Consider the following 26,951-nt stretch of genomic DNA (forward strand, 5'->3'; position numbering starts at 1 on the left):
TCAGAGCGTCTTGGCGAAGGCCTGCACGCCCGCGTGCGACGGGAGGGGCGCGAACCCGAGCCGGGTGTAGAACGCCAGCGCTCCGGTGTTGTCCGACGAGGCGACGAGGTGGAGACCGGGCACGCCGCGCTCCCGCAGCGCGTCGGCGAGGGTGTCGATGAGGCGCCTCCCCCATCCCTGTCCCTGGAGCTCCGGGAGCAGGTCGATGTGGAGGTGGGCGGGGTGGTCGTCACCGTACGGCTCCGCCCCGGCGCGTCGCCCGTAGGCGTAGATCAGCGTGCCGTCCTGGCGCGTGCGTTCGGAATCCGGCCGGGGCCAGCGCGCAGCGAACCGCGGCCACCACTGCGTGGCGAACCAGTCCTCGAAGGCGCGGGTGTCGGGAGTGCCGACGACGTAGCCCCTCGGCGTGCCCGCGTCGTCCTCGACGACGAACGCGAGGTCGGGATGCCGTGACACATACGGCAGGACGAACACCTCCGCCCAGAGGTCGTCGTCGTCGAACACGCCGGTCGCGTCGCCGCCGGCATCGGCGGTGCGCAGGCAGATCTCCGCCAGGGCGGGCTCATCGCCGGGACGGAACGGACGGATGCGAGGCACGGCCCGAGTCTACGGAGCCGCGACGGCCGCCGGGGCGTCGGGGAGGGCTTCCGCCGCCGCCGTGATCCGGTTGGCCATCCCGCGGAAGATGAAGCCGTGGAACGGGAGCACGGCGAGCCAGTACAGCCGCCCGGCGAGGCCGCGCGGGAAGAACACCGCCCGCTGCCGGTAGAGGGCGCCACCGGCATCCCCGGGGTCACACGCGAGATCCAACCACGCGAGTCCCGGCACCCGCATCTCCGCCCGCAGGCGCAGGAGGCGGCCGGGTTCGACGCGCTCGACCCGCCAGAAGTCCACGGCGTCACCGACTGCCACGCGCGAACGGCTGCGGCGTCCGCGTGAGAGCCCGACGCCGCCGACGAGCCGGTCCATCCAACCGCGCAGCGCCCACAGCACCGGGGCGGAGTACCACCCGCTCTCACCGCCGATCCCCTCGATGACCTCCCACAGCCGGGCGGGCGACGCGGTCGTACGCGCGGTGCGCACGTCGGTGTAGACGGTGCGTCCCGCCCAGTCGGGGTCGCTCGGGAGCGGGTCGGACGGCACGCCCGAGACCGCGGCATCCTGCCAGCTGGTCTCCACGGCGTCGCCCTCGACGCGCCCGAGGGCGAGCGCGACGGCTTCGCGATAGCCGGTGAGGCCGCCGTCGGGGCGCGGGATCAGTTCGTCGACATCGTGGTCGTGCATGACGCAGTCGTGCACGAGGGAGGCGATGAGCGGGCGAGCGATCGATCGCGGCACGGGCGTGACCACGTTGACCCAGTGCGACGCGAGCCCCGGGGTCAGCACGGGCAGCGCGGCGATCGGACGCTGCCGCAGCCCCGCTTCCACGGCGTAGCCGTTCATCATCTGCCCGTAGCGGAGCACATCGGGCCCGCCGATGTCGACCGTGCGGTTGACATCGGCGGCGACCCGGGCGGCGCCGAGCAGGTAGTGCAACACGTCGCGCACGGCGATCGGCTGGATGCGGTTGCGCACCCACCGGGGCGCGGGCATGTAGGGAAGCACCTCCGTGAGGTGGCGGATCATCTCGAACGATGCCGAGCCCGATCCGATCACGACGCCGGCCTGCAGCACGAGCGTCGGCACGCCGCTGCGCAGGAACTCCTCGCCGACGGCCACGCGCGAGCGCAGGTGCGGGCTCAGCTCGGTGGCGTCGGGGTGGAGCCCGCCGAGGTACACGATGCGCCCCACGGATGCCGCGGCCGCCGCGGCCGCGACGGTGCGGGCCGCTGCCAGGTCGCTCTCCTCGAAGCCCGCGCCTTGCCCCATCGAGTGGATGAGGTAGAAGAGCACGTCGACGTCGGGAACGGCCTCGGCGACCGCCGCAGCGTCGGATGCCGACCCTTCGACGACCTCGACGTCGTCGCCCCACGCGAACGCCGGCAGTCGTCCCGGATGCCGGACGAGCACGCGCACCCGGTAGCCGGCGGCGAGGAGGCGCGGCACGAGCCGGCCGCCGAGATAGCCGGTCGCCCCGAGGACGAGAGCTCGCGGGGCCGACCCGTCGGGACGCGTGATCGCGCGCAGTGCGGGTTCGCGTCCGGTCGGCGATGACAGCGTCGTGTCGTCGTCGTGCGCGCTCGGGTCGGTCTCAGCCATGTCGAGACCCTACGTCGTGGAGAGCGGACCGCCCAACCCCTTGCGCACGGCGCGCTGACAAGGCATGCGACCCAACGCACGCCGGCCCGGGGTATGGCGCCGGCGCGGCGACGGCGTCGGTCGGTCAGCGGCGGCCGTTGCCGAACACACCGCGGATGACCGACGTGAGGATCGACTGGGTCGCCTTGGAGTTCAGCACCTGCTCGAGCGGCGACGCCTCCTTCTTCCGCGTCGTACGGGTGCGCGTGCTGCCGCCGGTGGCTTTCATGATGCGGTCGTACTCGCGCTGACGCTCCTTCTCGGCTGCCGCGTCGGCCTTCGCGACGGCGGCCTGCTGCCGGGCGTACTCGGCATCCGCCTTCGCCTTCTCCGCCGCGGCGGTCTCGGCGGCGTCCTTCTCGGCGGCGGCGTTCATCTTGGCCGTCAGGATTTCCCGCGCCGACTCCCGGTCGATCGCCGTGCCGTACTTCGCCAGCAGGGGCGAGGCGTGCACGGCCCGCTCGATGTCGGGATCGGGCGTGGGCGACATCAGGCCCTGCGGTGCGCGCAACCGCGTCCAGGCGACAGGCGTCGGCGCACCCTTCTCGCTCATGACCGTGACGATCGCCTCGCCCGTGCCGAGCTCCTGCAGAGTGCGTTCGAGGTCGTAGCCGCTCTTCGGGTAGGTGCCCACAGTGGCGCGGAGGGCCTTGGCGTCGTCGGGCGTGAAGGCGCGCAAAGCGTGCTGCACACGGGAGCCCAACTGGGCGAGCACGTCGCCGGGGACGTCCTTCGGCGTCTGGGTCACGAAGAAGACGCCGACGCCTTTCGACCGGATCAGGCGGACGGTCTGCGTGATCGCCGCGAGGAAGTCCTTCGACGCGTCGCGGAAGAGCAGGTGCGCCTCGTCGAAGAAGAAGACGAGCTTGGGTTTGTCGGGGTCGCCGACCTCGGGGAGGATCTCGAACAGCTCGGCGAGCAAGTACATGAGGAACGTCGAGAAGAGCGCGGGCTTGTCGGCCACGCCGGGCACCTCGAGCAGGGAGAGCACTCCGCGCCCGTCGGGCGCCGTCCGCAGGAAGTCGGCGACGTCGAACTCGGGCTCGCCGAAGAAGACGTCGGCGCCGTCGTCGGCGAAGGTGATGAGTTCGCGCAGGATCACCCCGGCGGTCGCCGCCGACAGGCCGCCGAGGCCCTTCAGCTCCGCCTTGCCGTCGTCGCTCGTCAGATAGGTCAGCACGGCGCGCAGATCGGACAGGTCGACGAGGGCGAGGCCGTTCTCGTCGGCGTAGTGGAAGACGAGGCCGAGGCTCGACTCCTGCGTGGCGTTGAGCCCCAGCACCTTGCTGAGCAGCAGCGGGCCGAATCCCGAGACGGTCGCCCGCACCGGAACGCCCTTGCCGATGCCGCCGAGGGCGAAGTACTCCGTGACGGATGCCGTCGGCATCCAGTCCTGTCCGATCCCGCGGGTGCGCGCCAGCAGCTTGTCGCTCGGCTCCCCCGGCGTCGCGACACCGGACAGGTCGCCCTTGATGTCGGCGGCGAACACCGGCACGCCCTTGGCGGCGAGTTGCTCCGCGAGTCCTTGCAGGGTGCGCGTCTTGCCCGTTCCGGTGGCGCCCGCGACGAGGCCGTGGCGGTTCATCATCCCGAGCGGGATGCGGATCTGTGCACTCGGGACGGGTTCGGCGTTCATGAGCGCGCCGAGGTCGAGCGTCTCGCCGTCGAACGTGTAGCCCTTCACGATGGCCGCGATCTCGTCGGCATCCAGCGGTCCGGTTGCCGCGGCCGGTGCCGGGGCGGCCTCGGGTGCCCGTGCCGGTGCCGCCTCGGATGCCGGTGCGACCTCGGGCGCCGGTGCCGCCTCGGACGCGGGGACCTCTTCGGGTACCGCCCCCGCCTCCGGCGCCGGTGCCGCCTCGGCTGCCGGCGTCGCGCCTCCCTGCGCGGCGGCGGCCTGCGCGGCGGCGAGCGCGGCCTTGGCCTGCGCGAGTTTCAGCGCCGCTTCGGCGGCCTCCGCCTCGGCCTGGAGTCGGGCGATCTCGGCGGCAGCGGCTTCGTCGGGCGCGGTCATGCGCTCAGCCTAGCGAGCGCTCCCTCGCCAGCGGCAGGGTGAACGCGGCAGCGACGATGAGGGCGGCGCCCGTGCCGATGAGCACTCCTCCGAGGGTGTCGCTGAGCCAGTGCGCGTGCACCTGCGTGCGGCTGAACGCCATGACGAGGGCCCACGCCGCTCCGATCAGCGCCACCCACCACCGGGGGAAGATGATCGCGGCCGCGACGGCGATCGTCGCCGCGTTGGCGGTATGTCCCGAAGGGAAGGAGCCGTGGTCGGAGATGACGAGGATGTCTTCGGGACGCAGGCGTCCGAAGATCGCCTTCAGGAGTTGGACGATCGCGGCACTCACCGCCGATGCCGTCAAGAAGTACAGGCCCGATCGCCACCGCCGCGCCGCGACGAGGGCGAGGCATCCGCCGAGCGGCACGACGTAGGTGGCGAACCAGCCGCCGCCGAGGAAGTCGAGCAGGTAGGAGAGCTCGGTGAAGGCCGGCAGGATCGATCCGACCGTCGTGTTCCACCAGAGGTCGATGTCGATGTCGGTCTCGAGCGCCACCGCGATGCCGAGGACGACGGCGGCCGTAGCCAGCACGAGTCCGATGACGAGGCGCTGCAGCCCCCAGGTGATCTCGACGTCCGTCACGCGCATCGCCTCAGCGTAGAGGATGCCGCCGCGCGCAGCGTCAGGGCGCGAGGCGTTCCACCGACCGGGGCCGCACGATCAGCCACAGCGACGCGAAACCGATGACGGCGCAGCCGACCATGACGGATGCCATCGTGGTGGCGGTGATGCCGGCATCCTTCGCGATCCAGCCGACGAGCGGCGAGATGATGCCGGCGACGCCGAAGTTCGTGGCGCCGACGATCGACTGCGCGGTACCGGCGGCGTTCCCGTGCCGGTCGAGAGCGAGCACCTGCACGCAGGGGAAGGTGAACCCGCAGGCGGTCATGAAGAAGAACAGCGGCACCACGGTGCCCCAGAGCCCGAGGCCGAGCTGATCGGTGACGATGATGGCCACCGCGGCCACGGCGAGCACCGCCGTCGACCAGGCGAGCACCCACTGCGGACCGAACCGAGCCGCCAGACGCGCGGCCACCTGCACACCGAGCACGACGCCCAGGGAGTTCGCGGCGAAGAGCAGACCGTACTGCTGCGCGTCGAAGCCGTACGACTCCTGGAACAGGAACGACGACGCCGAGAGATAGGAGAACAGACCCGAGAAGGTCATGCCGCCGATGATGAGCACGCCGATGAACACGCGGTCGCTGAAGACGCTCCGGTAGCGCTGCCACACGGTGGTCGCCCCGCGATCCTGCCGCCGCGCCTTGGGCAGCGTCTCCGGGATGAACACGATGGCCGAGATCAGCATGACCGCGCCGTAGACGGCGAGCACGCCGAAGATCCCGCGCCACGAGGTGACCAGGAGCAGGCCCGACCCCACGAGCGGGGCGAGCACCGGCGCCACCCCCGAGACGAGCGCGAGCCGCGACAGCATGACCACCAGCCGTCGTCCGCCGAACAGGTCGCGGACGATCGCCGCCGCCACGACACCGCCCGCCGCCGCGCCCGCGCCCATGAGCACGCGCGCCGCCGACAGCAGCTCGAGCGACGGCGCAAGCGCCGCCGCCGTGCTGGCCAGCACGTGCAGAGCCGTCACCGCCAGGAGCGGCAGCCGCCTCCCCACCTTGTCGCTCAGCGGGCCGACGATCAGCTGCCCGAGCGCGAAGCCGATCATGGTGCCGGTCAGGGTGAGCTGGATCGCGGCATCCGTCGTCCCGAAGTCCTCGCGCAGCACGGGGAAGGCCGGCAGGTAGAGGTCGATCGTGAACGGGCCGAGCGCCGTGAGGGCGCCGAGGAGGATGACGTAGAGCACCCGACGCGAGGTGGGGATGCGGTCACCAGGGTGCAGCACGATGGGCGCCGTCGCGGGGTGCGCGCCGAGGGTGCGGATGGCGCCGGTGGCGGTGGGACGGGCGGCCGGATCGGAGGGGGAAGCGTTGTCGCGCACGAGGTCCTGACGAGGGGAGGAGACGGAGGATCGAAGAGCATGAGCGCCCGGATAAGCGGAGAAGTTCCTGCGGGGGCGGTGCCGAATCGATTCGAAGGCATATCGATCTTAGCGCTTTCCCAGCATCCGGGCTCATGCCGGTGCATAGAATTGACCCGCCCCTGCGCATCGCGCGGACGCTCCCATCGCCCCCCGAGCCGAGATCACGCACATGACCCCGACTTCTTCGTCCGGCCAGCCTTCTTCGTCGAACCAGCGTGCGAGCGGAAACCCCGCGACGCAGGCCAAGATCGCCCAGACCGCCAAGCAGCAGCGCGAGGCGCAGAAGCAGGCCAAGCTCGCGGAGTACCAGCGTCAGCTCGAGAAGCGCCGCCGCAGCAAGCTCCTCTGGTGGGTCGTCGGGTCGACCGCCGGTCTTGCCGTCGTCGCCCTCGTCGTCGCGTCGATCCTCTTCACGCCGCGACCGGTGACCCTCGAGCGCGGCGACGGCGACGGCGCGGGCATCACGGGCCTGGAGACCTTCACCAACACCGCCACCCACGTCGAGGGCGATGTGACCTACCCGCAGACCCCGCCGGCCGGCGGGGACCACAACCCCGTCTGGCTCAACTGCGGCGTGTACTCCGAGCCCGTTCCCAACGTCAACGCGGTCCACTCGCTCGAGCACGGTGCCGTGTGGGTCACGTACGACCCCGCCCGCGTCGGCGAGTCCGAGGTGTCCGCCCTTCGGTCGCAGCTGCCGTCGAGCTACGTCATCCTCTCGCCGTACGACGGCCTCCCCTCGCCCATCGTCGTGAGCGCCTGGAACGCCCAGATCACGGTCGACTCGGCCGACGACGCCCGCATCGGCGAGTTCCTCAGCGCGTACTGGCGCAGCACGAGCGCGCCCGAGCCCAACGCCGCCTGCACGGGAGCGCTCGACGCCCCCGGCAAGCAGTCCTGACCCGGCGACGATCGTGAAGGAACCGGAGGCGCCAGAACCCGAGACGACGGATGCCGCGACGACGGATGCCGCGACGTTGGAGACGCGCACCCTCCCGCCGTGGTGGGCCGTGCTGCTGGTCGCTCTCGCGGTGGCCGGGGCGGCGTTCGCGATCGGCCGATTCTCCGCCTTCGATATCGCCCCCACGACGCCCGCCGACACCTCGGCGGAGGCCGGCTTCGCCCGCGACATGCAGGTGCACCACGCCCAGGCGATCGACATGGCGATGACGATCTACCGGAAGACGTCCGACGGTGACCTGCGGACGCTCGCGTACGACATCGCCACGGGGCAGTCGGAGCAGAAGGGCCTCCTGTACGGCTGGCTCGTGCAGTGGGGTCTCCCCCAGATCGGTGGACCGACGATGCAGTGGATGTCGGCATCCGAGGCCGGTCACGAGCACGGCGGGACGAGCGACGCCCCGCTCACCGAGGAAGAGGCGCGCGTCGCGATGGGCATGGCCAGCGACGCCGAACTGGCGGAGCTCGCCGACGCCACGGGCGGGGCCGCAGACTGCACGTTCCTCACGTTGATGATCCGCCACCACGAGGGCGCCATTCCCATGGCCGACGCCGTGCTCGAACTCGGCAGCGACCCGCAGGTGCTCGCGGTGGCCGAGCGGATGAAGAACGCGCAGCAGTTCGAGATCGACGCCATGACCTCGATGCAGCAGCGACTCGGCTGCACCGGCTGAGGCCGCCGCGCGGGGAATCGCCACGGGCGACACGTGCAGGGTTCCCGGGTCGGCCCTGCCGACACATGTGCCGCACACCGCATCGGGGCCGCACACGTGATGTGTGCGACCCCGATGCGGATGGTGCCGGGCTGTTGCCTCTGCGTCAGCCCTTCGTCGACCCGGCCAGGAGGCCGCGGACGAAGAAGCGCTGCAGCGACAGGAACACGATCAGTGGCACGATCAGCGCGATGAACGCACCGGCCGTGAGCAGATACCAGTCCTGACCGCGGCTGCCGGTCATCTCGGCGAGCAGCTTCGTGATCGGCGCCACGTTGCCGTCGGCGAAGATGAGCGCGACGAGCAGATCGTTCCAGACCCAGAGGAACTGGAAGATCGCGACCGACGCGATGGCGGGAGCGGTCAGGGGCAGGATGATCCGGAAGAAGATCTGTCCGTGACCGGCACCGTCCACGCGTGCCGCCTCGATGACCTCGCCCGGGATCTCCGAGACGAAGTTGTGGAGCAAATAGATCACCAGCGGCAGGCCGAAGATGGTGTGGGCGATCCACACCTGGGCGTACCCGACCGAGCCGAACGCCTCGATGACGGGGAACCCGAGGATCTCGCCCCGCGCGAAGAACTGCAGCACGGGGATGAGAGCCATCTGGATGGGCACGATCTGCAGCGCGAACACCCCGATGAAGAGGATGTTCTTGCCGCGGAAGTCCATCCACGCGAACGCGTAGGCCGCCAGGAGGGCGATCGCGATCGGCAGCACCGTGGCCGGAAGGGTGATCGCGAACGAGTTCACGAACGCCCCCGCCATGTTCAGCTGGCTGTTGCCGGTCTGGAGCGCGGTCGCGTAGTTGTCGAGCGTGAAGCCCCAGTTCTCGAAGATCGTCCACCAACCGGTGGTGTTGATGAACTCGCGAGGACGGAACGAGGTGAGGAAGAGTCCGAACGTCGGGACCGTCCACACGGCGGCGATGATGAGCGCCGCCGCCGTCGCCCACGGCGAACTGAGACGCTTCTTCGTACCGGTGAACATCTTCTTCTCGCCGCGCTTCACGCGACGTGCCGTCTGGTCGTCGACCGACAGGGCTGCGGGTGCGACGGTCATCAGCGGATCTCCCTCTGCTTCTTGAGCTGGACGGCGTTGTAGATCACGATCGGGAGCACCAGCACGAACAGGATCAGCGCGAAGGCCGCAGACCGGCCCTGCTCGAAGCTGCGGAACTGCGTGTACATCTCGTTCGCGAGCACCGAGGTGCTGTTGGCACCGGCGGTCATCGTCCGGACGATGTCGAACACCTTCAGCGATCCGATCGAGATGGTCGTCAGGACGACGATCAGCGCGGGCCGGATGCCGGGGACGACGACGTTGATGAAACGCTGCCACGCGTTCGTGCCATCGAGCTCCGCAGCTTCCAGCTGCTCACCGGGCACTCCCTTGATCGCGGCCGACAGCACCACCATCGCGAAACCGGTCTGAATCCAGATGAAGACGACGATCAGCCAGAACGTGTTCCACGGGTCGTCGGCGAGGAAGTTGTAGGGCTCTCCCCCGAACCACACGATCACCTGATTCAGGAAGCCGATCTGGTTCTGTCCCTCGGGACGCGCCGTGTACATGAAGCGCCAGATGATCGATGCCCCGACGAACGAGATCGCCATCGGCATGAACACGAGGATCTTGTAGTACTTCTCACCGCGCGTCTTGTCGATGAAGTACGCGTAGGCGAGTCCCGCGATCGTCGAGATGACCGGCGCGATCAGCACCCACAGGATCGTGTTGATGATGACGCGCACGTTCTGCGGCTGCGTGAAGATCCACGCGAAGTTCTCGAAGCCCACGAACGTGTCGCCCGTGCGGTTCATGAACGCCTGGAAGATCGTCTGGATCGTCGGGATGACGAGACCGACGATCAGCAGCGCCAGCGCCGGCGTCAGGAATCCGACGAGCTGGAACATCGATCCCGCGCCGCCCTTGGCGCGCTTATCGAGGAAGAAGAACAGCAGACCGAGCACCGCGGCGGCTGCCGCCGCCTCGACCCAGGACTGCATGATCACGAGGACGAGCGCAGGGCCCACCACGCAGGCGATCAATCGGATGATCGTGTAGACGCGCCCGGGTCGCGGCGCGATCTCGATGAGGAACAGGATGAGTGCCACCACGGCCAGGAACACGCCGATGATGACGACGATCTCCAGCCACGGGTTGAGGGTGGACAGCCACCGGAAGAAGTCTTGAATGGTCATGGAAGCCTTTCGAGTGCGACATCGGACTCGGCGGCGGCGGGCTACCGCCGGGAGAGTGGGGAGTGGGACCGCCCCTTCCGGGACGGTCCCACTCGGTGTCAGATCACTCGGACGGCCAGCCGGACTCGATCTGCTGGAGCACGCTGTCCGTGTCGGTGCCGTTCACCCAGTCGACCATGCCCTTGAAGAACGTGCCCGAACCGACGGCGCCCGGCATGAGGTCGGACGCGTCGAAGCGGAACGTGGTGGTCTCGGCCTGGAGGATCTCGATGGCCGCCTTCAGAATGTTGCTGGAGGCGTTGGCCGGGTCGAGGCCCTTGTTGGCGCTGATGACACCGCCGAGCGACACACGCGAGTTGGCCCACTCGGGGCTGGAGAGGTACTCCTGCACCTTCTGGGTCGACTCGGCGTCGTCGAACGCGGCGACGATCTCGCCACCACCGGTGACGACTGCGCCGTCGCTGGCGCCGCCCGCCTCGAACGGAGGCATCAGGAAGGCCCAGATGTCGCCGTCTTCGGCGACCTCGCCGCCGGCGTCGGTGACGAAGCCGTCGTAGAAGGATGCCTGGTGGTGCAGCGCGCAGTCACCGTCGACGAGAGCCTGTGCCGGGTCGCCGAACGGCGTCGTCACGATCGTGTCGGTGCCGCCGAATCCGGCGTTGACGTAGTCGGGGTTCAGCGCGATCTTGCCGAACTCGTCGAACGCCGACTTGATGGCCGGGTCGGTGAAGGGCGTCTCGTTCGCGATCCACTTGTCGTAGACCTCCGTGCCCGACTGACGCAGGACGAGGTCCTCGATCCAGTCGGTGCCCGGCCAGCCGGTCGCGGCATCCGAGCCGAAGCCGATGCACCACGGCGGCTGGTCGGTGTCGGCCTGGATCTGCGCCGTCAGGTCGAGCAGGCCCTGCCAGTCGGTCGGAACCTCGTAGCCGTTGTCCGCGAAGAACGACGGCGAGTACCAGATCCAGCCCTTGACGGATGCCATGAGCGGCGCGCCGTAGAGCGTGCCGTCGACCGTGCCATAGTTGGCCCAGTCCTCGGACCAGCCGGATTCGACGTTGGCCTTCACGGCGTCGGGGGCTTCCTTCAGGTAGCCGAGGTTGGCGATGTCGGCCATGAGTCCCGGCTGCGGGAAGATCGCGATGTCGGGTGCGCTGCCTCCCTGCGCCCGGACGGCGATCTGCGCCTCGAACTCCTTCGACGACTCGTACTTGATGTCGATGCCGGACTCCGCCTCGAAGTCGGCCCACGACTGCTCGAGCAGCTCGGCCTCGGTGTCGGCGATCGTGCCGTAGACGGTGACGACGTTGTCGTCGGTACCCTCCGAGCCGTTGTTGCCGTTGTTGCCCGATCCCGGGCCGCCGCTGCAGCCTGCGAGCGCGATGCCGGCAACGCCGATGACGGCGAGCGGGGCGAGTAGACGTCGCTGTGCCATCCCCATGTGATTCCTCCTCATTGAGTGCCCGGAAAGCCTCCGGGCGCACGCCGATTCCCCGATAGGGAACCGCTTCCAGCACAGGCTAGGGGAACGGCCAGGGAACTCACAACATCACCCACATCACAACCCGATAACGGCCCGTGATTCCGCGGAAGTATGGCGACGACCGGCAACGCAACCGGTTCCATAAGCAAGGGAAAATCGGATAGAGTTCCCCCGTTCCGACTCGAAGGGGAGTTCATGGCCGGCATCGCTGAGGTCGCCGCTCGCGCGGGCGTCTCGAAGGCGACCGCCAGTCGCGCTCTGACCGGCAGCGGCTACGTGTCCGACGCGACGCGGCAGCGTGTGCGGGAGGTGGCGGACGAGCTCGGCTACGTGCCCTCCACGAGCGCCGTGAGCCTCGCGACGGGCCGCACGCAGAACATCGGCGTGGTCATGCCCTACGTCAATCGCTGGTTCTTCGCCGAAGTGCTCGAAGGCATCCAGCAGACGCTGTTGGAGCGGGGGCTGGACCTGACTCTGTACGACGCGAAACCGGGAACGCCGGGTCGCGACCGCATCTTCGGCGATTTCCTGGCGCGCAAGCGGTTCGACGGTCTCATCGCGGTCGGACTGGAACCGCAGGATCACGAGCTCGAGCAGCTCGTGCAGATCGGACGCCCCATCGTCAGCGTGGTCGGCTCGGGTGAGGATGCCAGTCTCATCGCGATCGACGACGACTACGCGGCGCGGCGCGCGACCGAGCACCTGCTGGGGCTCGGTCACACGCAGATCGCCTTCCTGGGCGGCGGCACGGGGGTGCACTGGGCCCACGTCGACCGTCAGCGGCTCTCCGGGTACGAGAGCGCCATGTCCGAAGCGGGCATGAGCGACCGCATCCGCCACGTGCGCTCCGAGGTCTCGCTCCCCGGCGGCTACCAGTCCGCCGTCGACCTGCTGGGCGATGCGCGGCAGCGGCCGACCGGCATCGTCGCGGTGTGCGACGAGGTCGCCGTCGGTGCCATCATCGCGGCACGACGCCTCGGCATCCACGTTCCGAGCGAGCTCAGCGTGGTCGGCATCGACGACCACGAGTACGCGGAGATGTTCTCGCTGACGACCCTCCAGCAGGTGCCGCGGCAACAGGGGCGCGCCGCCGTAGAGATGCTGCTCGCGCAGATCGCCGACCCGGACCGTCCGATCACCCACGTGCAGATGCACGCGCGCCTCATCGTGCGCAGCACCACCTCGGCCGTCGACGCACAGAGCTCCGCCGTGCTCGACGCCGACCTCATCCGCGGCACGGCCACGGAGTAACCACACGGACAGTGACCGCACGCAGAAGGCCCCCGGGATGAACCCGGGGGCCTTCGATTCGCGTGAGCGAGATTACTTCAGGGTCACCGAAGCGCCGGCCTCTTCGAGAGCGGCCTTGGCCTTCTCGGCGGTCTCCTTGTTGGCGCCCTCGAGGACAGCCTTGGGAGCACCGTCGACGACGGCCTTCGCCTCACCCAGGCCGAGCGAGGTGAGCTCGCGGACGACCTTGATGACCTGGATCTTCTTGTCGCCGGCGGCCTCGAGAACGACGTCGAACGAGTCCTTCTCCTCGGCCTCTTCGGCGGGGGCGCCACCGGCGGGGGCGCCGGCAGCGGCGACCGCGACGGGAGCGGCGGCGGTGACGTCGAAGGTCTCCTCGAACGCCTTGACGAACTCGCTGAGCTCGATGAGCGTGAGCTCCTTGAACGCCTCGAGCAGCTCCTCAGTGCTGAGCTTTGCCATGATGATTCTCCTTGATTGGGGTTGTACTATGCCGAAGCCCGGATTCAGGCCGCGGACTCCTGCTTCTCGCGCAGCGCGTCGACCGTGCGAACGGCCTTCGACGGGAGCGCGTTGAAGACGTAGGCCGCCTTGGTCAGCGAGGCCTTCATCGCACCGGCGAGCTTCGCCAGCAGGACTTCACGGCTCTCGAGATCGGCGAGCTTGTTCACCTCGTCGGCGGTCAGGGCGGCACCGTCGAAGTACCCGCCCTTGATCACCAGCAGAGGGTGTGCCTTGGCGAAGGCACGCAGGCCCTTCGCGACGGCGACCGGGTCACCGTGCACGAAGGCGATGGCGGACGGGCCCTTGAGCTCGTCATCCAGACCTTCGACCCCCGCGTTGCGCGCGGCGATCTTGGTCAGCGTGTTCTTCACCACGGCGTATTCCGCGTCCTGACGGATCGTGTTGCGCAGCTCCTTGAGCTGGGCAACCGTCAGACCGCGGTACTCGGTGAGCAGAACGGCAGTCGAGTCCTCGAAGTGCTTCGTGAGCTCGGCGACCGATGCTTCCTTCTGCGCCATGGCCACTCCTTGTGTGTGCGTGACGCGCCGCGGTGGCGGTGCGTCAGCCTCCGCACGCTGGTCGACCCCGCACATGACAAAAGCTCCGGCGCAAGCGCACGGAGCTTCGATTCGGTTTCCCGAGGAGTTCGTGTACCTGCGCGGGCCCCTGCGATGCAGAGCTTCATCGACGGCACCCTCGCGGGCACCACCGAGACCAGCGGTCTTTGGCTTACCCGAAGTCTACGGCACGAGACGGTCGAGCCAAAATCGGCGGCAGCGCCGAAGCCGCCCGGATGCCGGAGCGCCCGGGTCAGGATGCCGGCGGAGCCTCGGACGGCTCTCGCTCACCGTGCGACATGACCGGCTGACCGGCCGGAGGCCCGCCCTGCGGAGCGACCTCGGGTGCGCGGGCGGCGCGACGGCGCGCGGCAGCGCGGCCGAGGAGGCGGACGAGCCAGATGATGAGAACCGTCAGGAGTCCCGCGACGACGAGCCACGGCAGCATCGCGCCGAACACGACGAGCAGGACGCCGACGAAGGCGACGAGTGCGTTCCACCCCGTCACGAAGCCGTCGCCGAACGTGCCGGGCAGCGGCTGGGCCGTTCCGACCGGGTGCAGCTCCAGTTCGAGGGAGGAGTAGTCCACCCGTTCGGCGTACGACTGCTGCTCAGCCCGGAGCTTCTCCAGTTCGGCCTGGCGGGCGCTCACTTCACGTTCGATCTCGAGGAGGTCGTCGACGCGCGTCGCCTTGTCCTGGAAGGCCGTGAGCCGCTGGAGAGTCGTCTCGAGCGCCGCGATGCGGGCGTCCACGTCGCGGACGGCGCCCGTCACATCGGTCGACGACGTCGACACGCGGTCCACCTCGCCGAGGCCGCGGAGATCCTCCACGACGGCGTCGAGCGCTGCTGCGGGCACGCGGAGAGTCAACGTCGACCATTCCCCGCCCTCCTCGGTCGACTCCTCACGGGCATCGATGCGGCCACCGGCTCTCGAGACGATCCCCTGCGCGTCGGCCGATGCCGCCACGACATCGTCGACCGAGATCGCCATCCAGCCCTCGACGATGACCGAGCGCCCCTCCTCCGCGGTCTCGCCGCCGCCTTCCACCCCGCCGTCGTCGACGACACCTTCGGGCGCCCCGCCGCCATCCGACGCACCGCTCATCGCCGAGCATCCCGCCAGTGCCAGCACGATCAGCGCAGACGCGACGAGCATCGCGGCGAGCGGACGACGTCGGGGGGATCGGGTGGAGGTCGCATCGAGGCCCATGCTCCGACCGTATTGGGCGGCCGGGAGACGGCGCGTGTCGGTCCCATAACGATCGCCGCGCCCCCGCGGGGACGTCGCGGTGCGCGCGCCCGGGTGTCGTGCGGGAGCACGTCGGATGCGCGGGCTACCCTCGAAGCATGAGTCCGGAGGCCATCGCACGCGTCGCGCCTCACCTGGCATCCCGGATCATCGCCGACTCGCGCGACCGCGTCAGCTGGATGCGAGCGCGCTCCCGCGGCATCACCGCCACCGACGTCGCTCAGCTCACGAGCGGCAAGGCGATCCAGCGCGCGGCCGACGCGAAGCTGTCGGGCGGATCGAGCTTCTCCGGCAACGCGTACACGGCCCACGGGCGCCGCCGCGAGCCCGAGATCGCCGCGTGGGTGGCCGCGACCCACGCCATCCAGCCGTCCTCCGCACTCTTCCACGCCGAGGTCGAGAAGCGCCACCTCGCGACCCCCGACGGCATCTCCGTCGACCCGACCGGCCGGGTCACGCTGTGCGAGATCAAGACGACCAACAAGACGTGGCGCTCGATCCCCCGCACGTATCTGCGGCAGGTGTGGTGGCAGCAGCACGTCCTGGGCGCCGAGCGCACGCTGGTGGTCTGGGAAGAGCACTCCGACTTCGTGCCGGTGGGCGACGAGCCGCGGTGCGCCTGGGTCGATCGCGACGAACGCGAGATCCGCCACCTCGTGGGCCTCGCCACAGAACTGATCGACGAGCTCTACCGCCGGACGACTTTGCGCCGCGCCCCGTCTGCGCCGACGGATGCCGTTCCGCCGCGCCCGCGTGAGCCCTTCCGCGCGCTCGCCCTCGCGGACTGACCTTCCCGTCGCGACGTCCGCCGGTATCCGACGTGCTACCCGACGACATTCGGCGCGCTCACGGCAGGATTCGCGACGCCTGCGGGAATAGTTGACGCGTGTCAACGATTGAGTTTATAGTTGACCGATCTCAACCGTTGACCTATATCAACTAAAAGCCGCAAGGAACCGCATGTCCTCTTCCATTCCCGACGCCGTCGAGAAGCCTCGGATGAGCCACCGGCAGGTGCTCGAAGCACTCTCCGGCCTCCTCCTCGGCATGTTCGTGTCGATGCTCGCATCGACCGTCGTGTCCACCTCGCTCCCCGTCATCATCCACGACCTCGACGGCACCCAGGCCGCCTTCACGTGGGTCGTCACCGCGACCCTGCTGACGACCGCGATCTCCACCCCGATCTGGGGGAAGCTCGCCGACCTCACGAACCGCAAGGTGCTGTACCAGCTCGCGATCGTCATCTTCGTCCTCGCCACCGCCGCGGCGGGCTTCTCGCAGAACCCCGAGATGCTGATCGCCTTCCGCGCCGTGCAGGGCATCGGCGCCGGCGGCCTCGCGGCCCTCAGCCAGGTGCTCATGGCCGACATCATCAGTCCGCGCGAGCGCGGCCGCTACATGGGCCTGTTCGGCGCCGTCATGGCCGTCGCCACCATCGGCGGCCCGCTCCTCGGCGGTGTCATCACCGACGCCTGGGGATGGCGATGGAACTTCTTCGTCGCGCTGCCGGTCGCCATCGTGGCGCTGATCCTGGTGCAGCAAACCCTCCACGTTCCGGCCCGCGCCAAGAAGAAGGCGTCGATCGACTACATCGGCATCGTGCTGCTGTCGGTGTCGGTGTCGCTGCTGCTCATCTGGGTGACCCTCGCCGGCGACTCGTTCGACTGGTGGAGCACGGAGACCGTGCTCATGGTCGGCGGCGCGATCGTCGGCGCCGTGCTGTTCGTCATCGTCGAGCTGCGCTCCCGCGAACCGCTCGTGCCGCTCACGCTCTTCCGCAACCGCACCTTCACCCTGTCGGTCATCGCCTCGATCGCGACGGGCATCGCGATGTTCGGCGCATCCGTGTTCCTCAGCCAGTACATGCAGCTCGCGCGCGGCGCGACGCCCACCGAAGCGGGCATCATGACGATCCCCATGATCGGTGGACTGCTCGTCGCCTCGATCGGCGTCGGCGCGCTCATCACCCGGTTCGGCAAGTGGAAGGCGTTCCTCGTCGTGGGCGCCGTGTTCCTCATCGCCGGATCGTCGCTGCTGTCGACCATCCACTACGACACCGACTTCACCCTCGTGTCGATCTACATGTTCCTCCTCGGTGCCGGTGTCGGCATGACGATGCAGAACCTCGTCCTCGTCGTGCAGAACACCACCGAGCCCGCCCAGATCGGCGTCGCCAGCTCCGGCGTCACGTTCTTCCGGAGCCTCGGCGGCACCGTCGGCGTCTCGGTCATGGGCGCGGCACTCGCCACGCGCGTCACCGAGCTCGTGACCGAGCGGGCCGACGACATCCGCACCGCACTGGCATCCCTCGGCGCCGATGCGCAGACGTGGGCAGAGCAGCTGCAGTCGGGAACCCTCCCGCAGGTGTCGGCGATGCCGGAGGCGCTGCGCGTCGTGTTCGAGGACATCTACGCCAACGGCATCTCGCACTCCTTCCTCATCGCCGTGCCGTTCGCGGTGCTGAGCCTGCTGGCGATCGTCTTCCTCCCGAACAAGCCGCTCACGACCATGACCACGACCGAACGGCTGCAGGCCGGCGAAGCCGACCTCGCGACCGTGTCCGCGCCGCAGGCCATGGGCACGCTGACCGCGACCGGCGCCGTCCCGACCGTGGATGCCGCAGCCACCGGTCGCGGCAAGGCGACGCGCTAGGGTCGATCCGATGTCGACCACCGATACCCGAGAGGCGCGCACCGACGCGGTGCGCGCCCTCGAGGCCCAGTTCGGGGAGCTCATCAATCACTTCCGCCGCATCCTCACCGAGAATGCGAATCGAGTGAGTCCCGGCATGCTGCCCGGCGCGTACAAGGTGTTCACGACCATCGTCCGCCGGGAGTCGATCACGCAGTCGGCGTTGGCCGACGACCTGCTCGTCGACAAGGGGCAGCTCTCGCGCACCGTGCGGGAGCTCGAGGAACTCGGCCTCATCGAGCGCGCCCCCGATCCGCGCGACCGGCGGTCCAGCCTGCTCTCCCCCACCGCACGGGGTCTGGAACGGCTCTCCGCCGCGCGCCTGCCGCAGGAAGACCTGCTGCTGCGCAACCTCGAAGACTGGCCCGTCGACGACATCCGAAGCCTCACGCGCTTGCTGCACGCGCTCACCACGGGGTCACGTCCGTAGGCGATCAGTACGCGACGAAGTCGTACTCCTGGAACTCGGCGACTTCGGGCACCCAGCGACCCTGCACGAACCCGACATGGTCGGGGTGAGCATCGTAGGCCGCGTAGGCGCTCTCGTCGGAGAACACCATCGCGAACTGGTAACCGAGTTCGCTCTTCGCACTCACCTGGCGGTTCACCTCGAAGCCCTCGACCCCGGGGATCGACGACAAAATGCGGCGGCCGTCGGCGAGGAATGCCCTCTCTGCCGAGGAGCCGGGCGCATGGACGAGTCGGAACACGACGGTGTGGCGGATGCTCACGGGTTCTCCTGGTTCGAGAAGGCGGCGTCGAAGGATGCCTCGGGCGCTTTCCACAGCAGTGATCTCACGAAGGCCAGGGCCTCGGCCGCGCCATGACGACGGTCCATGCCGGCATCCTCCCATTCGATCGAGATGGGGCCGGCGTACCCGATGGCGTCGAGCGCGCGGAACGCATCCTCCCAGGGCACGTCGCCGTGCCCGGTCGAGACGAAGTCCCAGCCGCGGCGGGGATCCCCCCAGGCGAGGTGCGAGCCGAGCACGCCGGAGCGACCGGTGCGGGGCCGCATCCGTGTGTCCTTGCAGTCGACGTGGTAGATGCGGTCGGCGAAGTCGACGATGAACCCGACGGGGTCGATCCCCTGCCACATCATGTGCGACGGATCCCAGTTGAACCCGAAGGCCTCGCGGTGGTCGATCGCTGCGACAGCCGCCTTCGACGTCCAGTAGTCGTAGGCGATCTCCCCCGGATGCACTTCGTGGGCGAACCGCACCCCCTCACCGTCGAAGACGTCGAGGATGGGGTTCCACCGGGCGGCGAAATCGTCGTACCCCGCGTCGATCACCTCTGGCGGCACGGGCGGGAACATCGCGAGGTAGGGCCAGATCGACGATCCGGTGAACCCGACGACGGTGTCCACCCCGAGCTTGCGCGCGACGCGCGCCGCGCGCTTCATGTCCTCCGCGGCCCGCGTGCGCACCCCCTCCGGATCCCCGTCTCCCCACACGTAGTCGCGGAGGATCGCTTCATGCCGGAAGTCGATGGGCGCGTCGCACACCGCTTGCCCTGCGAGGTGGTTGGAGATCGCGAACACGCGGAGCCCGTGCCTGTCGAGGATCTCCCGCCGCGAGCGCAGGTACGCGTCGTCCTCGTCGGCGCGTCTCAGGTCGAGGTGGTCGCCCGACGCCGCGATCTCGAGCCCGTCATACCCCCACGAGGCCGCCAGGGCCGCGACCTCCTCGAAGGGGAGGTCGGCCCACTGCCCCGTGAACAGGGTCACCGGATGCTCAGCCATCATGCTCCTTCGCACGGACGCGGGTGTTCTCCCACTCTCGCAGGAACGCGAGCGAATCGGTGGCCAGCTGGTCCTGCGTGGATGCCAGCGGGCGCCACACCGACGCCGCGACGGCGATGGTGGCGTTGTCCCCCGTGAAGCTCTCCAGCCCCAGCACGCCGTCGTAGCCGACCGCGTCCAGAGCGGTCAGGATGCCGGGCCAGTCGGTGTGATCGGCACCGACGGCGCCGCGGTCGCTGCCGCACACCTGCACATGCGCGATGGCGTCGCCGGCGCGGCGGATCGCCTCGTCCGGTCGCTTCTCCTCGATGTTGAGGTGATACGTGTCCAGCGCGATTCCGAGGCCGTCGCCCAGCAACGGGCCGAGCGCATGCAGCGCCTGGTCGACCGTGTTGAGGAGGCTCGTCTCGTAACGGTTGAGAGGTTCGACGGCCAGGCGGATGCCGGCGGCACCGGCCTCTTCGACCAGCGGCGCCAGGTTCTCGCGCAGCTCGGCTTCCGCACGATCCCGCTCGTCGGCATCCATGCGCCACGTGACTCCCGTGGGCGCGTAGAACGGACCGGCGACGCGCGTCGCGCCGACAGTCACGGCAGCCGCGAGGCACGCGCGGAGATACTCCTGCGTCGCGGCGACATCGCCCGCCCGCGACAGGAGCGAGCGCCCCGGCCCCATCGCGCCGACGACGACGGGTTCGAGGCCGCGCTCCTGCAGGAGATCGCGTGCATTCACGGCATCCCAGTCTCCCGGGCTCTCCAGCGGCAGCTCGATCGCATCGAAGCCGAAAGCGGCCGCCTTGGCCGTGAGGGTGTCCAGGGTGTCGTCGCTCAGCGGCGACGTCCACACCCACGTGTTGACCCCGATCCTGCGAGTCATGTGTCTCTCTTCCTCGACGGTGGTACTGCGTTTCGTCTCGCCTGCGGCTCGCTCAACGACCGGAGGGTCGCCTGCGGCTCGCTCAACGACCGGAGGCGTGCCCGCCCGCGGCTCGCTCAACGACCGGAAGGTCGCCTGCGGCTCGCGCAACGACCGGAGGCGTACTGCGTTTCGTCTCGCCTGCGGCTCGCTCAACGACCGGAGGGTCGCCTGCGGCTCGCTCAACGACCGGGAAGGTCGCCCGCGGCTCGCTCAACGACCGGGCGGGTCGAGGACCCACGGTCGTTGAGCGAGCGCAGCGAGACGAAACGCCGCACGCGTTCCGGCTTACGGGATCTGGCGCTGCTGCCAAACCTCGGGGAAGCCCGGCAGGTTCTCGCCGCCGAACTTCGCGTAGTGGCCGTCGGGCATACCCTCGTTGGCCGCCAGGTACTGGTCGAGCTCGTCGACCGTGATGGGGCTCTGCGGGAGCACCCACTCCTTCGGGACCTCTTCACCGGCGAAGATCTTCTGCGCCGCGAGCAGCGGGGTGCGCCACTGGAAGTTCGAGTACACCGGCGCCAGCCCCGTGAGTCCCGTCTCCTTCCACTTCCGCAGGAAGCTCATCTCGTCCTCGCCCGTCATGACGGGGTAGTCGACTCCGGCATCCTCGAACGCCTCGATCGCCGCGACGGCACCGTCACCGGCATCCATCCAGATGCCCTTGACGTCGCCCTTGGCGAGCTCGTCGCTGATGATGCTCTTGATCTCCGCGGGGTCGGCGCCCGTGAAGTAGTCCACCGCGTCGATGCCGGCCTCGGTGAAGAGCTTATCCGCCGCCGCCCAGCGCTGCTCCAGCACGTCGACACCCGGGAGGATGCGCAGACCCACCACCTTGTCGCCCGGCTCGAGGTTCTCGATGAGGAACTCAGCGGTGTCGATGCCCCACGCGAACCCGCCGATCGGGTGGATGAACGTGACGGGGCAGTCGGTCTGCACGCCGCGGTCGAAGACGATGACCGGCTTGCCCGTGTCACACGCCCGCTCGACGGCCGGGGTCATCGCCGCGGTGCTGTTGGGCGAGATGAGGAAGACGTCGCACCCTCCCTCGGCGATGAAGTAGTCGATGTCGGCGATCTGCGTGTCGTCGGAGTCCTGCGCGTCGCGGGTCTCCATCTCGCTGATCACCCCCTCGTCCTGCAGCACCTTGAGCTGCTGGTTCATCGTGATCCAGCCCGTCTGACGCCACGGGTTGGAGATCGAGGCGTTCGCGAAGCAGGCCTTCTTGGCACCCTCGCTCGCGAACTCCGACGTGTCCACCATCTCGGCGTTGATGTACTGCAGGTATGGCTCGTCGGCGGGACCTTCCGGCGCGATGCCGCGCTGTTCGTCCTGCGTGTCGAAGAGGGTCTGGTCGAACCATTCGTTCGCGGCCGCCGACTCGCTGGGCGCGGGGTCGGTCTCGGCCGGCGGGGTCACACTCGGGTCGGTGGTGCACCCGGCGAGGGCGAACACCCCGATCAGCGCCACGGCAGCGGTGGCGATCGTCGTCGATCGACGCATTACTGGTCTCCTCTGGTTTCTGCTCTGTTTTCTGCGGCACCCTCGACCGTGAGGGCAGGTGGTGCGGACGTGCGAGCCGAGACGCCCACGGGCGGGTCGGGCTCCTTCCCCGGATCGGGGGAAGCGGGTGCGGGCGTCGCTCGACGGCGGGCCCGGAAGACGACGCCGGAGTAGGCGACGGCAGCGATGATGATGACGCCCTGAACGGCGTCGCGCAGCGACGACGGGACACCGGAGATGTTGAGGACGAGGAAGAGGGCCTCGAGGACGAAAGCGCCCGCGACGGCAGCGACGATCCATCCGCGTCCCCCGCCGAGCACCACGCCGCCGAGCACGACGGCGGTGATCGCGATGAACTCGTAGCCGCGACCGACAGACGGGTGGACGCCGGCATACCCCACCAGCAGCACGCCCGAAACCGTCGCCGAGACGGAGGAGATGATGAAGGCGCGCGTCGTGATCCACCAGGAGCGGGCTCCGGCGTACCGCGTGGCGCGGGCGTTGTCACCCAGGGCGAGGAGCACCTTGCCGTACGGCCGCTTCGTCAGCCAGATCCCGAGCGCGAGCCAGCCCGCGAGGACGAGCACCGACCACGGGAGGATGTCGAGCACGGGGAGCCCTCGGATGCCGCCGCGACCGATCTGACGGAAGCTGTCGGCGGGGTTGCCCGTTGCGGCGCCGCCGGTCCACCACATGACCGCGCCCAGGAGGGCGAGCATCATCCCCAGCGTCACGATGAACGAAGGCACCTGCAGGAGCGTCGTGATCAGTCCGTTGACGAGCCCGACGAGCACCCCGAAGACGAGCATGAGCAGGAGGACGGGCACCGTGCGGGCGTCGTCCTGCCCCACGAGGTTTCCCGCGATGATCACCTGCGCCGTGATGAGCGACCCCTGCGACAGATCGAACTCCCCCGCGATGATCACGAAGTACTGACCGATCGCGATGATCGCGACGGGCGCGACGCGCTGGATGTAGCGCACGAACTGGCCGGGCTCGGCGAAGTTCGGGTTGAGGACGGTCACCGTCACGAGCAGCACGACGAGCAGCAGGAAGACGGCGCCGCGAGGGCTCACGAGGGTGCGCAGCGCGTTCATCGGGAGGCTCCTTCTGCCGGGGTGCCGGGATCGAGGGCCGCGGAGGCCGCCGCCATGGCCGGTGCGGCCGCGCGGGCCGCGGCATCCTCGCCCGTTCGCGTGCCGCCGGGCCCGAAACGCGATCGGCGACGCACGATCGCCCGACGGCTGTACACGGCGACGGCCGCGACGATCACGATGCCGCGGACCACGTCCTTGAGGAACGGGTTCACCTGCATGACGCTCATGACGTTGTCGAGCACCGCGAAGATCGCGACCCCCGCGATCGTGCCCCAGATGGAGCCGCGCCCGCCGAGGAGCAGCGTGCCGCCGAGCACCACCGCGGCGATCGACAGGAGGGCGTACCCTCCCTGCTGGCCCACGGTGGGACTTCCCACACCGAGCCTGCTGGCGAGCAGGAGGCCGGCGAGGCCCGCGAACACCGAGCACATCACGTGCGCCGCGATGAGCGGCGGACGCGTACGCACGCCGGACAGACGAGCGACCTCGGGGTCGCCGCCGACGGCGAACAGGTGCGCACCCGTGCGCGTGCGCCCCAGGAGGAACCAGACCAGCGCGGCGAGCGCGAGCATGATCAGCGTCGAGATCGGAACGGGTCCGACGCCGGTCGCGCCGAGGAGCTGGAAGTCCCAGGGCACCGAGCCAGCACTGCCCTGGAAGTTGGTGTTGAGCACGCCCTGCAGGATGAGTCCGACACCGAGCGTCGCGATGAAGCCGTTGACCTTGAGCACGGTCACGATGAGACCGTTCGCCAGGCCGATCGCCGCGCACACCAGGAGGGTGAAAGTGACCGCCCAGGGGATGTTCGCGGGGTCGCCGGCCATCGTCGTCGCGGCCAGCAGGCTCGACAGGCTCATGACGTAGGTGACCGAGAGGTCGAGAGAGGCTCCGAGCACGACGAGCGTCTGACCGATCGCGACGAGACCGAGCACGCTCATCCCCGTGAGGATGTCGCGGATGTTGCCGGGGCTGAAGAAGCTTCGTCCGACGGTCGCTACGAGCACCGCTCCGACGGCGATCGTCAGGAGCAGGATGCCGAGGACGATGACCGTGGAATCGAGGCGGAGGCGCTTCATCGCGCATCCCCCTCGTCCATCGCCGCGTCGTCGTGGTCGCGGGCCGCTCCGGTCGCTGCAGCCAGGACGTCCTGCTCCGCCGCTCCGGCCGTCAGCTCGGCGACCAGTTCACCGTCGCGCATGACGAGGATGCGGTCGCTCATCCCGATGACCTCCGGCAGTTCGCTCGAGACCATGAGCACGGCTTTCCCTTCGGCGGCGAGTTGCCGCATCAGCTGGTACACGGCGACTTTCGCTCCGACGTCGATACCGCGCGTCGGCTCGTCGAACAGCACGATCTTCGGTTCGGTGACGAGCCACTTGGCGAGCACGACCTTCTGCTGGTTGCCGCCGGAGAGGAAGCGCACCTCCTGGTCGAGGCCGCGGGAGCTGACCTCGAGGGCACTGAGGATGCCGGGGATGTCGCGACGCGCGCCGCGGGTGCGCCCGGCGAACACACTGCGGACGACCAGGAGCGCGTTGTCCAGCACCGATTGCCCCAGCGCGAGTCCCTGCGCCTTGCGATCCTCCGTCACGAGGGCGAGGCCCGCACGCACGGCGTCGCGCGCGTGACGGAACCGTGCCTGCGCACCACCCACGCGAACGGTGCCGCGCGAGAACGGGTGGATGCCGAAGACGCCCTCGACCAGCTCCGTACGCCCCGAACCCTGGAGCCCGGCGACTCCGACGATCTCGCCGGCGCGCAGGGTGAGCCCGACGCCGTCGACGAACTCGTTGCCGCAGTCCTCGAGCTCGAGCAGTGCGGGGCCGACGGTCGTCCCGTCGACGGGCCCGGGAAAGTAGGTCTGCAGCGGCCTGCCCACCATGCGACGAACGAGCTCGTCCGGCGTGAGGTCGGCGGCGGCATCCGTCGACACGCGACGCCCGTCCTTGAGGATCGTGATCCGATCGCAGAGCTCGAAGATCTCCTTCAGGCGGTGCGAGACGTAGACGACCGCCACGCCCCGCGCCGTCAGCCGGCGCACGATGGCGTAGAGCAGTTCGACCTCGTGATCGCTGAGGGCGGCCGTCGGCTCGTCCATGGAGATGAGTCGCGCGTCGAAGGACAACGCCTTCACGATCTCGACGATCTGCTGCTCGGCGACCGTCAGCGAGCCCACACGCGCTCCCGGATCGATGAACCCGACTCCCAGGTCGTCGAGGAGGGCTTGCGTGCGCGCGACCATTCCTCGGGTGTCGACGAATCCGCCGCGGCGCGGCTCCCTGCCCAGGAACACGTTCTGCGAGACGGTGCGCTCCGGCAGCAGGGTGAACTCCTGGAACACCGTGACGAGGCCGGCATCCATCGCCTGTCGCGGATGCGGGAAGGCCACGGTGCGCCCCTCGAACTCGACGGTCCCCTCGTCGGCCGGGTGGACCCCGGCGAGGATCTTCATGAACGTCGACTTGCCCGCGCCGTTCTCCCCGACGAGACCATGCAGCTCGCCGCGGCGGACGTCGAGATCGATGCCTTCCAGCACCCGCACCCCGAAGAACGACTTGCCCACCCCCCGCGCGCGGAGCACGAGCGCCGCGCTGTCGGCGGAATCGAGCGGCGCACCGTCCAGAGCCGTGTCGGTCGGTCCGGTGTCGGTCAGTCCGGTGTCGGTCATGAGGGCACCTCGATCCAGCGGTCGGTGGCGGCGGAGGCGAGGACCGCCTCCGTGAGCACCGCGGCACGCAGGCCGTCGGCGAAGGTGGGCAGTCCGTCCGGTGCGGCGCCGGCGACCGCCGCGTACACGTCGGCAACGAACGCGTCGAAGGCATCCTGGTACCCCATGGGATGACCCGCTGGCAGACGTTGCACACGGGCAGCGTCCGGGCTGGCGGTCGACGGGTCGCGCAGCAGCAGCGACGACGCGGAGCGGTCGCCGATCCACAGCTCTTCCGGGCGCTCCTGTTCGAAGCGGAGACTCTGCCGTTGCCCGTGGACCTCCACGGTGAGCGCGTTCTTGCGGCCCGCCGCCATCTGGCTGACCAGCGCGGTGCCGACGGCGCCCGATCCCAGTTCGAACAGCACCGCGACGATGTCCTCGTTGCGCACGGGACGACCGTCACCGCGGTGGTCGAAGACGCGTCGCGTGCGCGCCGACACCCTCACGACCCGCTGGCCGGTGATGAACTCGATGAGATCGAAGAGGTGCGAGCCGATGTCGGCGAATGCGCGCGACGGACCGCCCGCGTCGCCATCGGCGCGCCAGTCGTCGTCCGTGGGCAGCAGCATCCAGTCCTGGAGGTAAGCCGCGTCGATGGTGAGGACCGACCCGAGGGTGCCGTCGGCTACTCGCGCCCGCGCTTCGCGGACCATGGGGTGGTACCGGTACACGAACGGCACAGCGCCCACGAGACCGAGCCCGGCGGCCTGATCGACGAGCGCGCGCGCCTCCTGCGTCGTCGTGGCCAGCGGCTTCTCGCACACGACGTGGTGACCGGCCGCGAGAGCCGTCCGCGCATACGTGGCGTGCGTCGCGTTGGGGGTGCAGATGTGGACGACGTCGATGTCGGCGTCCCTCAGGACCTCGTCGGCGTCGGCGCCCGCGCGACGGTAGCCCAGGCGACGGGCGGCGTCGATGCCGCCCGCGACCGATGAGGTCGCGATGGACCCGAGGTCGGCGCCGGCAGCGCGCGCGGCCGCGGTGTGCACACGGGCCATGAACCCGCCGCCCAGCAGCCCCGCGCGTATGGTCCCGACGCCGATGTCGGTGACTTCCGTAGTCATGGGGGTGAGTCTGACACGG

Annotated in this window: 25 protein-coding genes; 6 read left to right on the plus strand and 19 right to left on the minus strand. The window is 69.4% G+C overall.

The annotated features are described in order from the left end of the window. From P0Y48_08270 to P0Y48_08290, 5 genes are all read right to left on the minus strand, one after another. Positions 1 to 597: an N-acetyltransferase gene (locus P0Y48_08270; GenBank protein ID WEK12472.1), complete on the minus strand. Its 597-nt coding sequence runs from the start codon at positions 595 to 597 to the stop codon at positions 1 to 3. A 9-nt stretch (positions 598 to 606) separates the two neighbouring features. Then, positions 607 to 2,199, minus strand: a complete 1,593-nt coding sequence (locus tag P0Y48_08275) for an SDR family oxidoreductase (protein WEK12473.1) — start codon at positions 2,197 to 2,199, stop codon at positions 607 to 609. Between the two features lie 124 nt (positions 2,200 to 2,323). Continuing rightward, on the minus strand, positions 2,324 to 4,252 hold the full coding sequence (locus P0Y48_08280; protein ID WEK12474.1) for a DUF853 family protein: 1,929 nt from the start codon (positions 4,250 to 4,252) through the stop codon (positions 2,324 to 2,326). Positions 4,253 to 4,256: 4 nt separating this feature from the next. Then, entirely contained in the window at positions 4,257 to 4,886 is a 630-nt protein-coding gene (locus tag P0Y48_08285) for a phosphatase PAP2 family protein (protein WEK12475.1), read from the minus strand. Between the two features lie 34 nt (positions 4,887 to 4,920). After that, complete coding sequence (locus tag P0Y48_08290; protein ID WEK12476.1) at positions 4,921 to 6,246, minus strand: multidrug effflux MFS transporter; 1,326 nt, start codon at positions 6,244 to 6,246, stop codon at positions 4,921 to 4,923. A gap of 211 nt (positions 6,247 to 6,457) precedes the next feature. Between P0Y48_08290 and P0Y48_08295 the strand changes: the two genes are divergently transcribed. Continuing rightward, on the plus strand, positions 6,458 to 7,189 hold the full coding sequence (locus tag P0Y48_08295) for a DUF3105 domain-containing protein (GenBank protein WEK12477.1): 732 nt from the start codon (positions 6,458 to 6,460) through the stop codon (positions 7,187 to 7,189). A 76-nt stretch (positions 7,190 to 7,265) separates the two neighbouring features. After that, complete coding sequence (locus P0Y48_08300) at positions 7,266 to 7,922, plus strand: DUF305 domain-containing protein (protein ID WEK15041.1); 657 nt, start codon at positions 7,266 to 7,268, stop codon at positions 7,920 to 7,922. A 145-nt stretch (positions 7,923 to 8,067) separates the two neighbouring features. Here the strand turns inward: P0Y48_08300 and P0Y48_08305 are convergent, their stop codons facing one another. The 3 genes from P0Y48_08305 to P0Y48_08315 all read right to left on the minus strand — a co-directional run bounded on the left by P0Y48_08305 (position 8,068) and on the right by P0Y48_08315 (position 11,604). Continuing rightward, positions 8,068 to 9,024 carry a carbohydrate ABC transporter permease gene (locus P0Y48_08305; GenBank protein ID WEK12478.1) on the minus strand — a complete coding sequence of 319 codons (957 nt, stop codon included), beginning with the start codon at positions 9,022 to 9,024 and terminating at the stop codon, positions 8,068 to 8,070. After that, on the minus strand, positions 9,024 to 10,163 hold the full coding sequence (locus P0Y48_08310) for a sugar ABC transporter permease (GenBank protein WEK12479.1): 1,140 nt from the start codon (positions 10,161 to 10,163) through the stop codon (positions 9,024 to 9,026). Before P0Y48_08310 ends, P0Y48_08305 begins: the two co-directional genes overlap by 1 nt. Positions 10,164 to 10,266: 103 nt before the next feature. Beyond that, positions 10,267 to 11,604, minus strand: coding sequence for an ABC transporter substrate-binding protein (locus P0Y48_08315; GenBank protein WEK12480.1), 1,338 nt, complete (start codon positions 11,602 to 11,604; stop codon positions 10,267 to 10,269). A gap of 237 nt (positions 11,605 to 11,841) precedes the next feature. Here P0Y48_08315 and P0Y48_08320 point away from each other — a divergent pair, with 237 nt between their 5' ends. Next, entirely contained in the window at positions 11,842 to 12,897 is a 1,056-nt protein-coding gene (locus tag P0Y48_08320) for a LacI family DNA-binding transcriptional regulator (protein WEK12481.1), read from the plus strand. Positions 12,898 to 12,969: 72 nt separating this feature from the next. Here the strand turns inward: P0Y48_08320 and rplL are convergent, their stop codons facing one another. From rplL to P0Y48_08335, 3 genes are all read right to left on the minus strand, one after another. Beyond that, positions 12,970 to 13,359: a 50S ribosomal protein L7/L12 gene (gene rplL / locus P0Y48_08325; GenBank protein ID WEK12482.1), complete on the minus strand. Its 390-nt coding sequence runs from the start codon at positions 13,357 to 13,359 to the stop codon at positions 12,970 to 12,972. 44 nt (positions 13,360 to 13,403) lie between these two features. Continuing rightward, a complete protein-coding gene (gene rplJ, locus P0Y48_08330) occupies positions 13,404 to 13,919 on the minus strand; it encodes a 50S ribosomal protein L10 (protein WEK12483.1) in 516 nt (171 codons plus the stop codon). A gap of 292 nt (positions 13,920 to 14,211) precedes the next feature. After that, on the minus strand, positions 14,212 to 15,171 hold the full coding sequence (locus P0Y48_08335; protein WEK12484.1) for a DUF4349 domain-containing protein: 960 nt from the start codon (positions 15,169 to 15,171) through the stop codon (positions 14,212 to 14,214). A 137-nt stretch (positions 15,172 to 15,308) separates the two neighbouring features. On the opposite strand from P0Y48_08335, the gene P0Y48_08340 reads away from it, so the two are divergent. The 3 genes from P0Y48_08340 (at position 15,309) to P0Y48_08350 (ending at position 18,331) form a co-directional block, all read left to right on the plus strand. Further along, positions 15,309 to 15,998, plus strand: a complete 690-nt coding sequence (locus tag P0Y48_08340; protein WEK12485.1) for a YqaJ viral recombinase family protein — start codon at positions 15,309 to 15,311, stop codon at positions 15,996 to 15,998. Between the two features lie 172 nt (positions 15,999 to 16,170). Next, a complete protein-coding gene (locus P0Y48_08345; protein ID WEK12486.1) occupies positions 16,171 to 17,862 on the plus strand; it encodes an MDR family MFS transporter in 1,692 nt (563 codons plus the stop codon). A 10-nt stretch (positions 17,863 to 17,872) separates the two neighbouring features. Then, on the plus strand, positions 17,873 to 18,331 hold the full coding sequence (locus P0Y48_08350; protein ID WEK12487.1) for a MarR family transcriptional regulator: 459 nt from the start codon (positions 17,873 to 17,875) through the stop codon (positions 18,329 to 18,331). A 4-nt stretch (positions 18,332 to 18,335) separates the two neighbouring features. Here P0Y48_08350 and P0Y48_08355 read toward each other — a convergent pair whose 3' ends face one another. The 8 genes from P0Y48_08355 to P0Y48_08390 all read right to left on the minus strand — a co-directional run bounded on the left by P0Y48_08355 (position 18,336) and on the right by P0Y48_08390 (position 26,932). Next, entirely contained in the window at positions 18,336 to 18,632 is a 297-nt protein-coding gene (locus tag P0Y48_08355; protein ID WEK12488.1) for a Dabb family protein, read from the minus strand. Continuing rightward, complete coding sequence (locus P0Y48_08360; protein WEK12489.1) at positions 18,629 to 19,645, minus strand: sugar phosphate isomerase/epimerase; 1,017 nt, start codon at positions 19,643 to 19,645, stop codon at positions 18,629 to 18,631. The genes P0Y48_08355 and P0Y48_08360 overlap by 4 nt, the downstream gene beginning before the upstream one ends. After that, positions 19,638 to 20,519, minus strand: coding sequence for a sugar phosphate isomerase/epimerase (locus P0Y48_08365; protein ID WEK12490.1), 882 nt, complete (start codon positions 20,517 to 20,519; stop codon positions 19,638 to 19,640). The genes P0Y48_08360 and P0Y48_08365 overlap by 8 nt, the downstream gene beginning before the upstream one ends. Positions 20,520 to 20,846: 327 nt before the next feature. Continuing rightward, positions 20,847 to 22,061 (minus strand): substrate-binding domain-containing protein, encoded by a 1,215-nt coding sequence (locus tag P0Y48_08370; protein WEK12491.1) that lies wholly within the window; start codon positions 22,059 to 22,061, stop codon positions 20,847 to 20,849. Then, complete coding sequence (locus P0Y48_08375) at positions 22,061 to 23,158, minus strand: ABC transporter permease (protein ID WEK12492.1); 1,098 nt, start codon at positions 23,156 to 23,158, stop codon at positions 22,061 to 22,063. Before P0Y48_08375 ends, P0Y48_08370 begins: the two co-directional genes overlap by 1 nt. Further along, complete coding sequence (locus tag P0Y48_08380; protein WEK12493.1) at positions 23,155 to 24,234, minus strand: ABC transporter permease; 1,080 nt, start codon at positions 24,232 to 24,234, stop codon at positions 23,155 to 23,157. The genes P0Y48_08375 and P0Y48_08380 overlap by 4 nt, the downstream gene beginning before the upstream one ends. Next, the gene (locus P0Y48_08385) at positions 24,231 to 25,826 is read right to left on the minus strand and encodes a sugar ABC transporter ATP-binding protein (GenBank protein ID WEK12494.1); all 1,596 of its coding nucleotides are present in this window, start codon (positions 25,824 to 25,826) and stop codon (positions 24,231 to 24,233) included. Before P0Y48_08385 ends, P0Y48_08380 begins: the two co-directional genes overlap by 4 nt. Then, positions 25,823 to 26,932 (minus strand): Gfo/Idh/MocA family oxidoreductase, encoded by a 1,110-nt coding sequence (locus P0Y48_08390; GenBank protein ID WEK12495.1) that lies wholly within the window; start codon positions 26,930 to 26,932, stop codon positions 25,823 to 25,825. The genes P0Y48_08385 and P0Y48_08390 overlap by 4 nt, the downstream gene beginning before the upstream one ends. Positions 26,933 to 26,951: the final 19 nt, after the last annotated feature.

Source organism: Candidatus Microbacterium phytovorans (assembly GCA_029202445.1).
Taxonomy (GTDB): Bacteria; Actinomycetota; Actinomycetes; order Actinomycetales; family Microbacteriaceae; genus Microbacterium; species Microbacterium phytovorans.